9 protein-coding genes are annotated in these 14,219 nt (G+C 32.7%); 3 read left to right on the top strand and 6 right to left on the bottom strand.

The window, feature by feature from the left end; all coding sequences use genetic code 11:
• Positions 1 to 35: 35 nt before the first annotated feature.
• On the top strand, positions 36 to 818 hold the full coding sequence (locus tag BLR17_RS03985; RefSeq protein ID WP_066325427.1) for an alpha/beta fold hydrolase: 783 nt from the start codon (positions 36 to 38) through the stop codon (positions 816 to 818).
• 83 nt (positions 819 to 901) lie between these two features.
• On the opposite strand, the gene BLR17_RS03980 is transcribed toward BLR17_RS03985, so the two are convergent.
• The 3 genes from BLR17_RS03980 to BLR17_RS03970 all read right to left on the bottom strand — a co-directional run bounded on the left by BLR17_RS03980 (position 902) and on the right by BLR17_RS03970 (position 8,631).
• A complete protein-coding gene (locus BLR17_RS03980) occupies positions 902 to 3,664 on the bottom strand; it encodes a PD-(D/E)XK nuclease family protein (RefSeq protein ID WP_066325430.1) in 2,763 nt (920 codons plus the stop codon).
• 63 nt (positions 3,665 to 3,727) lie between these two features.
• Positions 3,728 to 5,134 (bottom strand): OmpA family protein, encoded by a 1,407-nt coding sequence (locus tag BLR17_RS03975; protein ID WP_066325432.1) that lies wholly within the window; start codon positions 5,132 to 5,134, stop codon positions 3,728 to 3,730.
• A 275-nt stretch (positions 5,135 to 5,409) separates the two neighbouring features.
• Positions 5,410 to 8,631 carry a UvrD-helicase domain-containing protein gene (locus BLR17_RS03970; protein ID WP_368482850.1) on the bottom strand — a complete coding sequence of 1,074 codons (3,222 nt, stop codon included), beginning with the start codon at positions 8,629 to 8,631 and terminating at the stop codon, positions 5,410 to 5,412.
• A gap of 68 nt (positions 8,632 to 8,699) precedes the next feature.
• On the opposite strand from BLR17_RS03970, the gene rbfA reads away from it, so the two are divergent.
• Positions 8,700 to 9,092, top strand: coding sequence for a 30S ribosome-binding factor RbfA (gene rbfA / locus BLR17_RS03965; RefSeq protein ID WP_066325435.1), 393 nt, complete (start codon positions 8,700 to 8,702; stop codon positions 9,090 to 9,092).
• A 4-nt stretch (positions 9,093 to 9,096) separates the two neighbouring features.
• Entirely contained in the window at positions 9,097 to 10,296 is a 1,200-nt protein-coding gene (locus tag BLR17_RS03960) for an ABC transporter permease (RefSeq protein ID WP_066325444.1), read from the top strand.
• Positions 10,297 to 10,298: 2 nt separating this feature from the next.
• On the opposite strand, the gene BLR17_RS03955 is transcribed toward BLR17_RS03960, so the two are convergent.
• From BLR17_RS03955 to BLR17_RS03945, 3 genes are read right to left on the bottom strand one after another with little or no spacing between them, the layout of a single operon-like run.
• Complete coding sequence (locus tag BLR17_RS03955) at positions 10,299 to 11,333, bottom strand: PAS domain-containing protein (protein WP_066325449.1); 1,035 nt, start codon at positions 11,331 to 11,333, stop codon at positions 10,299 to 10,301.
• Positions 11,334 to 11,356: 23 nt separating this feature from the next.
• Positions 11,357 to 11,803 carry a response regulator gene (locus BLR17_RS03950; RefSeq protein ID WP_066325452.1) on the bottom strand — a complete coding sequence of 149 codons (447 nt, stop codon included), beginning with the start codon at positions 11,801 to 11,803 and terminating at the stop codon, positions 11,357 to 11,359.
• 20 nt (positions 11,804 to 11,823) lie between these two features.
• Positions 11,824 to 14,136, bottom strand: a complete 2,313-nt coding sequence (locus BLR17_RS03945; protein ID WP_066325456.1) for a sensor histidine kinase — start codon at positions 14,134 to 14,136, stop codon at positions 11,824 to 11,826.
• Between the last annotated feature and the right edge of the window lie 83 nt (positions 14,137 to 14,219).

Genomic DNA, 14,219 nt, shown 5'->3' with positions numbered 1-14,219 from the left:
AAAAAACTATTTTTGCCTAATAAATTCCATCGAAATTGAATTCCATTCTCTTTAAAAATACTCGTATTTCTTATACTGATTCCGGAAAAGGTACCGCTGTAATTTTACTTCACGGTTTCTTGGAAAACCAACAAATGTGGAACAATTACGTTTCGGTTTTCGCCAAAAAAAACCGCGTGATAACAATTGATTTATTGGGTCACGGTGCAACGGAATGTTTGGGTTACATACATTCAATGGAAAACAATGCCGATATAGTTCATGCTGTTTTGACCAAATTACACATCCGAAAAGCCATTTTTGTAGGTCATTCTATGGGCGGTTATGTGGCTTTAGCTTTCGCGGAATCCTATCCTGATTACATCAAAGGATTGGTTTTACTGAATTCCACTTCAAGAGCCGACAGTGACGAAAGAAAACTAAATAGAAACCGCGCCATTAAAGCAGTCAAACAATCTTTCTCTAATTTCATATCCCTTTCTATTGCCAATTTATTCAGCGAAGAAAACCGTGAAAGACTCAAAGACAAAATAGAAACAGTAAAAAACGAAGCCTTAAAAACCCCGCTGCAAGGTATTGTAGCCTCACTGGAAGGAATGAAAACCCGTATGGATCGCGAAGTGTTATTGCATTTAACTCCTTATCCAAAAATGCTGATTCTGGGCAAAAAAGACCCTGTTTTAAATTACGAAGAAAATCTAGAACAAATTGAAGAAACCAATGTACAATTAGTTACTTTCCCTGACGGACACATGAGCCATATTGAGAATGAAGAAGAATTAACGAAAGTCTTACTTGATTTCTTTAAGAAAGTTTAAATTCAACCACAGATTACACAAATTAGCACAAATTAATCTTAGTGCGCTTTGCGTAAAACCTTTGTGAACTTTGTGGTTAAAAATTATATTTTCTCTTCAAACGGAATCGTTTCGTCCAATATCTCTTTCAGTAACAATACTATTTGCTCCAGATAATTAGCCATCAATTCCTCGTTAACAATCATGTGAGCCTCTTTATCTTCTTTCAAATTAAAAGGTAAAAATCCCGATTTTAAATTTTTAAACGAAATAATTCCAGCTTCGATTGGTTTCCCCTTCGCTTCTGTTTCATACATAAAAGCATAAGCCAAAACCTGAATGATTTTATCATTTTTTATCTCCTGAGTCAATCCATTCCATGCCTTCAAAGTCACATTTGCCTTATCAACTTTTCCGGTTTTATAATCAATAATCCGAATATTTCCGTTGCGTTCTTCAATTCGGTCGACATTTCCTTTAATCAATACCGGAAAAGGCAAATCCGGATGCTTTAATTGACGGCCAAATGTTTGTTCCAAAGCTATAATCTTAATCACATCACCTTCTTTTATACTTTCCTGTTCTACTTTCAGGAAATTAGAAACGTTGCGTTTTGCCACTTCAAAAGCAAGCAAATTACGCCCTTTTTTGATTTCGCCTTCTTTATAAACAATTTTAAACTGTTTTAAAACTTCAGCATCGATTAATTTAAAAGCGTTTTCAATAGCTGCCTCAGATATAAATTTACTAATAAAAGGTGTATATAAAGCCAGCAATGTCTCGTGAATTATAGTTCCTAAAGTATTCAGAGCAATATTTTCCTCGACTTCTTCCACTTCCCTGATTCGTAATATTTTCTGAAAATAAAACTGAATCGGATTTCGGATATAACTTGTCAAAGCCGAAGGCGAAAAGCCTTCTTCAGCAATTACTTTCAAACGCTCCATTACTGCCGGTGATTTTTCAATCACCATGGGTTTGTAAGCTGTTTTAGGCAGAACTGCATTATAAATTTCGTGAGACAAATTATGATTCGCCTGTTTTTCTACTTCTAACTGAGTTATAAACCTACTCTTCTCTCCCGCGTCCAAACCTTCACTTTCGGTATTATAAAGTAAATAGACATTCTTGGCTCGTTGCAACAAATGATAAAAATGATAGGTATAAATAGCATCTTTTTCTTTAAAAGTAGGCAAACCCAACTCTCTTTTTACATCATAAGGAATAAATGAATTTTGCGATTTTCCCGCTGGAAATTTCCCTTCATTCATCGAAGTGACAATTACCGTATCAAAATCTAAAACACGGCTTTCCAGCACTCCCATAATCTGCAATCCATTCAAAGGCTCACCTTCAAAAGAAACCTCAGCCAAATCAATAACTTGCTTATAAATGGCATGCAGGGTTTCAATTTTATCAATGTGTTCGTGTTGCGAATAATAATTAATCAGCTTATTAATTATTTTGAAAATGGTAAAAACAAAGGCTTTTGTAATTTTATCTTCTTCACTATCATTGCTTAAATTTCCTTTTATAGTCAACAATAATTTTGAAACCGATTGTAATACAGAAATCGAACCCGAGTCCCATTTTTGAAACAACAACAAAAATAAATCCGTTGGTTTTTCGTTTAATTCCATCAGTTTTTGATGGCTGATAAAAGTATAATTATTAGTATTTATTCGGTTTACCAATACCGTTGTTTGCGCATAAGGTTCCACCAAAGGATGCGTCAAAATATCCAAAACATCTTTATAATAAAACACATAAGCCGAGGATTTTCTCGACAAAGCATTTGTATGCGTTTTAAACAACTTGGCAATCAAAATCTGCGCAGGATTGTTTTTACTCGAATATCCCATAGTAATATTCAAAGCCCCCACTGCAGACGGCAAGGAATACAAAAGCGGAACTAAAAGATTTTCTTCTCCCAGAACCACAGCTACTTTATCAAGTTTCGAATCAGGATTTTCAGTTATAATTTTCTCGATTATTTTTCCTGTAATTTTAGCCTGTCCGATACTTTTAGACGTACCTATAACCTGAATATTTTTAGGCTGTGAAAAATCGTCCACAATCCATTCAAAAGGATTCGATTTGTAATGTTTCCAATTTTCTTTAAATCGACGTAAAAACAGCGCCGCATCATGAAAAGGATCATTTAAAAACGTTTTATCGGCATCCCAATATATTTTTGCCAAATCGTTCGCAATTAAATGCTGAACAATTTTCTCCTCAGAAGCATTCAAAGCATTAAACCCGGCAAAAACAAACTGTTTATTACCAACAGTATTCGAAAAGTGATTGAGATTTTCAACTGCTTCACGGTAAATCAAGCCTTGATATCCAATACCTTTTTTTAGTAAATGAGCGTACAATGATTGATAATAAAGCGGTAACAACTTCCAGAAATCGATATATTTTTCAAGTAAGGCCGTTTTGTTTTCCACTTCAACTCCCCATCTCTTAATATCTTCTATATCTTTCAAATAAGACAAAACATGAGTCGGGTCTAACAAATAACGATCTATTTCATTAAAATCCTGCAACAATGTTTTTGCCCAATTAGCAAAAGACTCAAAAGACTGCTGATTGTTTTTTTCGGTGACAGATAAATAAACTTCGTAAAATTCGAACAGTAATTCTATGGGATCAATACTTCGAATCCCTGCAATATCCTGAATAAAATCTTCGATACTAATAATTTCAGGGGCAAGGATATTTTTTTGAACTTGCTTTTTAAGTGCTTCAATCAAAAAAATCTTAGCCCTTTTATTAGGCAAAACTACTACTGTATTAAACAATTTAGCAGAATTATTTTCGGTTAAAACCTGAGCAATTTTATCTAGAAAAGTATTATTTGTCATGTCATAAAAATAAAAAAACGCCCCAATAAATCGGGGCGTTTCCTGTAATTATTTAGAAAGAAATTATTTTACTAATTTCACTTCTGTTCTTCTGTTTAATGCTTTACCAGCAGCAGTTTTATTAGTAGCAACTGGCATAGACTCACCATATCCTACTGATTTAATTTTGCTAGAAGAAAGACCTCTGTCTAATAATGCATTTTTAACTGCAGCAGCTCTGTCTTCAGAAAGTTTTTGGTTGAATGCATCAGAACCATCGCTATCAGTGTGTCCTTCGATTAAGAACTCAGAGTTAGGGTAGTTTTTAAGCAATTCAGCCATAGCATCTAATCTTTTAGGAACGTCAGCTGATTTAAAAGTAGATTTTCCAGAATTGAAATAGATAAATCTAGCTTGTGATTTTAATTGATCCATAGCCTCTTGAGTTACTTCTGGACAACCTTTGTTACTAGCTGGACCAGCAACTTCTGGACAAGCATCATCTTTATCAGCTACACCATCTTTATCAGTATCCGGCCAAGGACATCCTGCATTTTCTTTAGGACCAGCAACATTAGGACATTTATCGTCTTTATCAGCTACACCATCTTTATCAGCATCTGGACAACCTTTTAATGAAGCTAAACCTGCAACATTAGGACAAGCATCTTCTGCATCAGTGATACCGTCACCATCAGCATCTGGACAACCTTTTAAAGCAGCAACACCAGCAACTTCAGGACAAGCATCTTCTGAATCAATGATTCCGTCACCGTCAGTATCAGGACAACCATTGAATTGCTTTAAACCAGCAACTTCAGGACAAGCATCTTCTTTATCGTAAATTCCGTCACCATCAGTATCTTTTCCACCAAATTTGAAAACGATACCAGCTGTGTGTTGTGCATGAGAACGAACTAAAATATCAGAAGTCCCAAATGCTTTTTTATAAGTAGTTCCAAGCTCTAAACCTACGTTTTCTGTAAACCATAAAGTTAATCCAGCACCTGCATTTACAGTTCCAAAACTACTATCTCCAAAGAAAGTGTAACCTCCACCTAAATGTAAACTTGGATCAATAACTTTAGATTTAATTAATTTAGCGAAACTATATTTCACTTTTCCATCAATCCCGTAGTACATTAAATCTCCTGGATTAATAACATATTGATCTTGTGATGGATTACCATCCCACATTACCAATTTATCAATTTTGTTAACAGAACCTTGAAGTCCAACAGAAAAATTACTTCCTACATAACGAGATACGCTTAAATAAGATACTGAAGGAAGGATATTCCAATTCTCTTTCACATTAAATGGTTGGGAAAAATGGTCATTTAACCATCCCCCAGGTCCACCTGCGCTAGTTCTAAAATCTACAGCATTTACTCCAAAAGCAATTGCCCATGGGTTATTACTATCTTGAGCCTGAGAGCTTACACCCATAGCCATCAACACAGCAACAAAAAGTTTGTTAAGATGTTTCATACTTAATTTTTTTAATTACAATTTAGTTAATTATACACAAAAGTAACGCGTAATTTTTTAACTACAAAATAGAATGTTAAAAAAAAAACGTTATAAATTACTCATTTTAACATTGCTAATCAGACACAAACGACCTAAAAACAAACAAACAAAAGACAATTTTCTTTTATTTATTTTTCTAAAAGTTAAAAAAAAACAAACAAACAGCCTGAAAACCAAATAGATAAAAACAAAAAAACAAACCTTTATCCTTTTTAGCCTAAAATGTCTTTTTTTTACACTTGCACAACCTCAATTTCTTCTCTTATATACACTAATGTTTTCTTTTGAACCTTAAAACCCATTAATTCAATTGCTACTTCGTATTCCTCCAGTTGTTTTTTGTATTTTGCATTATGAACACCTGTTTTGTAATCCAATAAAAACACTACTCCCTCTTTCGAAACAACCATTCTGTCAGGCTTCACAACAGCTCCTACTTTTCGAATAATAGTTTGCTCGTTCAAAACCTGATTCCCTTCAGCAAAAAACATTTCCAAAACAGGATGATTAACAATCTTGCCAATAGTATCATTTACTATATTTCTTTGCTCTGCATTAATCAATCCACTTTCAACAGCCTTATCAACAGCTAAATCCACATCATTCTTTGTTTTAACAAAAGACAGAATCTCATGTATTACATTTCCATATTCAATCGATTCCTGCTGATGCGTTCCCCACATCAAAGCTTCTCCTTGGGCAATTTTAACATTTTTAGGGTTTAAAATTTCTTTGACAACGCTAATTGGCTTAGAAACATCAATATGCTTTGTTTTCAAAGAAACTTTAGCTTTAGAACCAAATTCATATTCAAAAACATTTTCGTCAAAAAAACCTTTCATTATCAAATAATTAATAAAAAAAGCCGACATATCATCTTTCTTAACTTCCCCTTTAGAAGTCAAATTCATATTAGAAATCACATACAACTGCTCTTCGGCACGTGTCAAAGCCACATACAGCACATTAATATTATCCAATAATTCCTCCTGCTTTTTCTGCCCATAAATCACTTTTGCATCATCACCAAAACCTTCTACCGCTTTACTGTTATCTATTAATACCTTTGGCAAATCCAAATCTTCAACATCAAGCCACAATTTATCTTTTGGTTTTTTCACATAATCTTCCTCTGCAAATGGCATAATTACAACAGGAAATTCCAAACCTTTAGATTTATGAATGGTCATGATTCGTATCGCATTGTTTCCTTCCGGAGACGGAATACTGTATTTATGACCACTTTTATCCCAAAATTCAATAAAATCAGCTATTCCTGCCTGATTGCGAACATCTCGCTCCAAAACGATATCCAAAAAATATTGCACATAAGCATTTCCAGACTTAGTATCATCTAAAAAAAAATTTAAAACAATAATTTCCACTGCTTCATACAAAGACTTTTTGCGAATGTTTTGAAACGAAAGCGAAATTTCAAAACCCATCAGCCATTTTTCAAAATCAGCTTCTGATTTTTGCGTCATTCCCTGAGCAATAAAATCATGAACAGGCATTTGATTCTGAATATTTTCGGCGACATAATGTAAAAAATAGGCTTTCGATTCTAAATCGGCATTATTTTTCAAATATTTCAAAAGATGAATAATCAAACGCACTTCGGTTGCGTTTTGAATCATTAAAGTTTCCGAAGACAACAAAGGAACACCTTGTTCAGTCAAATAATTTGCAATAGCAATTCCCTGATCACGTTTACGGGTTAAAATTACGATATCCTTATATTCAAAACCTTGCTGTAAAACTTTTTGAATAGTATTTAGTGTAGCCAAAACGTACAAATCCGTTTTATCCAGAACCTCTTCTTCGCTTTCTGAACTTTCTATTTTTGGTATAAAAGAAATATTAACATAACCACCCTTTTTAGAATTAGTATGCTGAAAACTATGATTCTCATACAAATCCTTATAATCAGCGTGTTCAAATTCAGCCGAAATCGATTTAAAAAAATCATTATTAAATTCTATTATCTGAGAATACGACCGATAATTTCGATCCAAATGCTCAATCTTTTTATCCGGATTATTAAACGGATTTTTATCCTTACTCAACTCAATGAACTGTTCCGCCTTACCGCCGCGCCAACGATAAATAGATTGTTTAGGATCACCTACAATCATCAACGTTCCTTTATTACCATAATCATCCTGACCTGAAAGTGCATTATCAATCAGCGGAATTAAATTTTGCCATTGCATCTCAGAAGTATCCTGAAACTCATCAATAAAAAAATGACGGTAGCGCTCGCCCAAACGTTCATAAATAAAAGGAGCCGGCTGATTTTGAATTTCACGATGAATGATAGCGTTAAACTCTGAAATAGAAAGCACATTTTGTTCTTCCTGTATTTTAGCTAACTCGTTATTTACCGTATTCAACAACGAAAGCGGTGTAATATTTTTTAGAAAGGCTTCGTAAAAATCTCTCTTCTCAAAATTCTTATAAACCCGCACAAGAATTTGCAATAATTCAGGTATGATATTTTCAATTAACGCACGATCTTTAGCTGTTTTATTAATTACAACATCATCAAATTCGTGAAAGGTTTTATTTTTAGGATTGAATTTGCCATCCCGAATACTCACAAGATGATTTGGAAAAGTCCCACGAGAAAAAGATTTCAAATCAATTCCGTTTTTTTCAATCAAATCGAGAGCATTACTCGCGATTTGAGCATTCTCTTTTTCAATCTCCTTACAAACTCCATTTAATTTCTTTTTAATTTCAACAAATTCCGCTATGGATTTATCCTGAAATTGTATGATTTCATTTCGGTTATTTTCATTTTGAACTAATTTTCCAGTTTCCAGAATTTCTCTGGAAATATCCCAGGATTTATCATCATCGGTTTTTTCCATGGTAAAATCGATGAGTAACCTAGTCAGGATTTCATTTTCTCCAGCCTGAGCAATAATAGCATCCACCGCTTCTATCAAAAGATTTTCGGTATCCAAAGTCACCTCAAAAGTCATGGGTAAATTCAAATCGTGTGCAAAAGCACGAATCACTTTATGTGTAAACTTATCGATGGTAGAAATATCAAAAGCAGCATAATTATGAATAATGTGTTTGATGATTTGCTGCGATTTAGCTTTGATAGTCCGAACGGATAATTTCACTTCCCAATCGGCAGTATCTTTAACCAAATCCTGCATTAAATCCAAGGCTTTTTGAGAAGGTTCATCCTTAGCAAATTCGGACAAACTCCCTACAATTCGGCTTTTCATTTCATGTACAGCTTTATTGGTAAAAGTGATAGCCAAAATATTGCGATAAGCATCATTTTTTGGGGAAGTCAGAATTATTTTCAAATATTCTTTGACCAAAGTATAAGTCTTTCCTGAACCGGCTGATGCGTCATAAATAGAAAAAGAGTGTCTTTGCATAACTTTTTGTTGTTGATAATCCGAAACCCTAGCCCCGATAGTTCCGATAGCCATCGGGATAGCTCCAAAATCGAAACTATAAAAATTGTTCGTTTAATGCTTAAAAGTAGTATTTTTGCACTATGGAAACAAACAGACAGAAAAAAATAGGCGGAGTACTCCAACAGGATTTGGTAGACATCCTACAAGGTGAAGTGAGAAAAAATGGCGTTAGTAATTTGGTTATTTCGGTATCAAAAGTATCGGTAACTACCGATTTATCTGTGGCTACCGTATATTTAAGTATTTTTCCTCAGGAAAAAGCAAAGGAAACATTAGAAGGAATTAAATCGAATACCCCTTTAATCAAACATGATTTGGCTCAAAGAGTTCGCAAACAACTACGCAGGGTTCCTAATTTAGTTTTCTTTATCGATGACTCATTGGATTATATTGAAAAAATTGACAATGCTTTGAAAAACAAAGAAAATCCAATTGAAAACAGAGATTTATTAGACCGAAGAAAACAATTTTAAGAACTTGAATTTTCCGCTATACATAGCCAAACGCTACATTCGTAGCAATAGTAAAAACAATGCCATCAACATTATTAACCGCATTGCAAGCATGGGAATCATTGTGGGTGCAATGGCTTTGTTTGTGGTTTTATCAGTTTTTAGCGGATTAAAAGTATTCAGTCTTTCGTTTAGCAACGATATTGACCCTGATTTAAAAATTACAAGTACCATTGGTAAATCTTTTTTTATCACTCCGGAACAAGAAAACGAAATCAGAAAAACTGAAGGCGTTGCAGCTTTTTCTAAAATCATTGAAGAGCGTGTCTTATTTACTTTTGACAACAAACAAGAGGTAACCTACCTTAAAGGCGTTGATCCAAACTACAGCAAAGTAAACAACACCAAAAAGATTATTTATAACGGTCAGTGGGTTGAAAAAAACACCTATCAGGTAGTGGTTGGTTTTGGTCTGGTTCAAAAACTTTCGTTGGGATTAATGGATTTCAACAAACACCTGGAGGTATTGGTTCCCAAAGCCGGAAAAGGAAATATTGAAAGTGCTGAAGAAGCTTTCAATAAAGCTGAAATTTTCCCAGTAGGTATTTATGCCATTAATGAAGATTTAGATTCCAAATATGTTTTTGCCGATTTAGGTTTAGCTCAGGAATTACTGGAATACAAAACCAATCAGGTTTCAGGAATTGAACTCAAAGAAAAACCTAACGCTGATGAAAATGCCATCTTAGAAAAACTAAACAGCATTTTTAAAGGGAAAGTTACCATAAGAAACCGGGCACAACTCAACGAATCATTATACAAAATGCTCAATACCGAAAATGTAGCCGTGTACCTCATTTTTACCCTGGTAATAATTGTGGCACTTTTCAATCTTATTGGCGCCTTAATTATGATGATTTTGGACAAAAAAGGAAACCTGAAAACCCTTTTTAACTTAGGAACAGAAATTAAAAGTTTGCGAAAAATATTTTTGCTTCAGGGAACTTTATTGAGCTTTTTTGGAGGTCTCATTGGCCTTGCAATAGGAATTATAATCGTGCTTTTACAACAACATTTTGAGTGGATTATGATTACTCCTACGCTAGCCTATCCGGTAGTTTTTTCATTAGAAAACGTTATAATCGTTATGGCAACGATTAGCTCTCTTGGCTTTATTGCTTCGTTGATTGCAAGTAGTCGTGTGAGTGAAAAATTGTTAGATTAAAATTATTGAAGGCGATTATTTCGTTTTTTTAAATCATCCACAAAATCAGTCAGTTCTTTTGTAAACAAATTTAAAGATTGTGTCGGTTCTTTCATATATCCAATTATTTTTCTAATCTCATCTTCTGTCATTGATTCATCTTCAAATAAATATGACAAACTAAGAATCTGAGACACAGAATGACGTACTTTATGAGAAATCATAAATAACATTTCATCCATTCCATTTGAAAATACTATTTTTCTGAAATCAGCATTCTTCAATTTGGTTACATCAATTCTAGACCCATGGATAAAAGCTTTGTCATTTTCATCCTTGATTACTGTAAAATAATCAACAAACCATTTAATATTTCCATCAGCACATTTCCATTTATATTCACAATCTCCACTCCCTTTTCCTAAAGCTGACAATTCCTCTAATAATCTGTAGAAACTATCTTTATCGTCTGGTTCAATGTTTTCAAACCATAAAAATGGGTTTTCAATAAATTCATTGGAATCATAACCTGTAATACTCTTAACATTTTCACTTACAAAAACAGTTGAAAAATTAGTCTCAACTTTTGCAACGTATAATATTATAGGTTGGGAATCTATTAACTGATTCAAAAAAACATTCATCCGTTCAACTTCCTTTTGAGCTTTCTCTTTTTCAACTTCTAATCGCGAAGAATTCACTAAATTTTTAACAGCATTAGGAAGACGGGTTAAATTTGATTTCAAAATATAATCACTTGCACCATTAAGAATACTTCTTGCTGCAAATTCTTCTGAAACAGTTCCGGTTACTAAAATAAAAGGTGCCTTAACCCCTGACATTCCATAAATTTCTAATGCTTCAACAGAACTAAATTGTGGCAAAGAATGATCTGAAATAATCACATCGGGTTGGAACTCATTTAATTCATTTATAAAACTTATTTTTGTCTCAACTACTCTACTAATAAAATCAATATTACCTTTTTTCAATTCATATTGAATTAACTCAACATCGTAAGATGAATCTTCTAATATTAATATTTTAAGTTTATCCATGATTACAAATTCAAATACTTTGTTTAGTTGGGCACCTTATTAAGTAACAACCAATAAAACCCCAATTCAGCTACTGCTTTAGAGAAATTATCAAAATCTACCGGTTTAACGATATAACTATTCACCCCTAACCTATAACCTTCTACAATATCTCTCTCTTCGTTTGAGGAAGTCATTATTACTACCGGAATAGATTCAGTTCTTTCATCTTCTCTTATTGCCTTTAAAACCTGTAGACCATCTACTTTTGGCATCTTTAAATCTAAAAGTATCACCTTAGGTCTGTCATCGATTTGACGTTTACCATACTCCCCTTTACAGAAAATAAAATCCAGGGCTTGTGCTCCATCAGAAAGATGAACTAAATGGTTGGCCAAATTGTGTTTTTTCAATGCACGTATCACTAAACCTGCATCATCAGGATTATCTTCAACCAAAAGAATTTCTACATTATTTACTTCTAATTCCATATCAATATTATTTTAAAACATTATAATTTAGGTAATGAAAAATAAAAAGTTGAGCCTACATCTATTTTTGATTCAGCCCACACTTTACCTCCGTGCTTATTAATTATTCTTTGAACAATTGCCAATCCCACCCCAGTTCCTTCAAATTCTGAAGTACTGTGCAATCGCTGGAAAACCCCAAATAATTTATCATAATATTGCATATCAAAACCAGCTCCTTTGTCTTTTACATAATAAACAATATTTTTTCCTTCATAATAAGACCCAACTTCTATTAGAATTTCATTCTTTTTAGAAGAATATTTTATAGCATTTGACAACAAATTAGTCATCACTACCTTAATCATACTACTATCTCCAATTGCAATTATTAAATTTCGAATATCAATTTGAATATTTTTTAAATCTGAAAAAGCTATTAAATCATCTTTTATTGATCTTACTAAACTATTCATATCAATAGGAACACTCACTATATTTTGTCTTCCCAATCTGGAAAATGCAAGCAAATCATCTATTAATTGCCCCATATTTTGTGCATTATTGGAAATTACGTTCATAATACGCTTCCCTTCAGCATCAATCACATTTCCATAATCCTCTTTTAAAATTCTTGTATAACCTGTAATTGCCCTAAGTGGAGCTCTTAAATCATGTGAAACAGAATAAGTAAACGAATCTAATTCCTTATTTACCTCTTTAAGTTTCTGTTCTGTTTTTTTACGTTCCGTAATATCTACTAAACCATACACATGGGACATTTTTCCGTCAATTTCTAAAATTTGCAAAGAAAAAATCACTTGTATAATCTTTCCATCAGACCTTCTTATTTTTAATTCAACATCTTTATCTTCAAATCCTTTCTCTTTCAATTTTTCATGAACCTCCCGACGTTGTTCCACACTGATCATGTTAAAGTCAACAACCTTTTTACCTATTAAATCTTCGCGTTTATATCCAGTTGTTTCGCAATATAAATCGTTAGCATACATAAACTCTCCTTCGTCAATGCTTGTGATAACCATAGCAACTGGACTGTAATTGAAAATTTTTGAAAACCTTTCATTAGATTTTTGCAAAAGATTTTGCGCCTTTTGTCTGGTTCTAAAAGTTTCTAATGCAATTAAAAAAAGTGCAATTAAAAAACTTACAATCATTATCTGGAAAAAAGAAATAAAACTATCGGCACTATCAATACTATTTTGATTCGTTTTAGCTCTTTCATTTAACAAAAACTGCTCTTCTTTTTGAATATCGGCAATTGTATTTCTTATGGAATCCATAAGAACTTTTCCTTTGGCTGTTGCAACTAGCTTTTTTGCTTCTTCAAAACCTTTATTTGAACGTAATTCTATAACATTTTTAAAAAAAGCCATTTCCTGACTTATTAATCTTTCAAGAGTATTAAATCTTAACTGTTGCGAATGATTGTCTCTAGTAAGTAATTTAAGATTAATTAAATAATTTGAAATTTGTTTTTTTGATTCCACAAATGGTTCTAAAAACAAAGTATCTCCTGTAATTACATATCCCCTTTTCCCTAATTCAACATCCTCTATTTTTGATAAAATTTCATGTGATTGATCAATAACTTTCTGTGTATGAATAATCCAATCTCTTGAACTGACAAAATCACTCTTACTTTTATTATAAATAAAAAATAAGATAAAAACAGAAGACATAATAATACTAAAACCAAAAATTAATTTCTGCTCAAAAGTATACCTAACCGTATCAAGATAAGGAGAATACAAAATACCTATTGACAGAGCAATGAGTGTAATAGCAGTAATTAAAGCAATTTTAGAGAATAATACCGTTGATTTATAAAAACCATATCCAAATATAAAATTAGACAATCCATGAAATGCCATCAGGAAAGCTAAAAACAATGCAATTTGAACATATAAATGCATTTTTTTATTTCTGACAAACATCAATGCTGTTCCAATCATTAAAAAACTAAATGCTGTCGCCGGACTCATCCTTCCGGGATTAGAAGTTGCCACAGGGTTATTTACATCTTTCCAGAAAAACTCATCAATCCTTAAATTTACAGCATAAATATATTCAACAAGGGTTAAAAACCCTATCAAAGACACAAATATCAAAACAACCTTAACAATTATCCTAAACTTGTCATTTGTATGAAAAAACAAAGAAATCCCCAATAAAAAAAAACTGAGCACTGTATTGAATTTCATAGCAATCATACTAGGAAAAATGGTTTTAAATATATGAACATCAAAAAACCACCCCAACATACCCACAAAACCTATCATAGCCGAAAAAACAGCTACGTATTTTGTAATATATCCCTTTAATAGATCCATTAACCAAATAAATTATATAGAAACTCTATTAGCCAATCCAAAAAAATACAACTTTTCAGTTATAGTAAATATACATATTTTAA

The organism is Flavobacterium glycines (genome assembly GCF_900100165.1).
In the GTDB taxonomy this organism is placed as follows: Bacteria; Bacteroidota; Bacteroidia; order Flavobacteriales; family Flavobacteriaceae; genus Flavobacterium; species Flavobacterium glycines.
The sequence above is the reverse complement of the archived record's forward strand: the minus strand, read 5'-3'. Positions and strand labels throughout refer to the sequence as shown.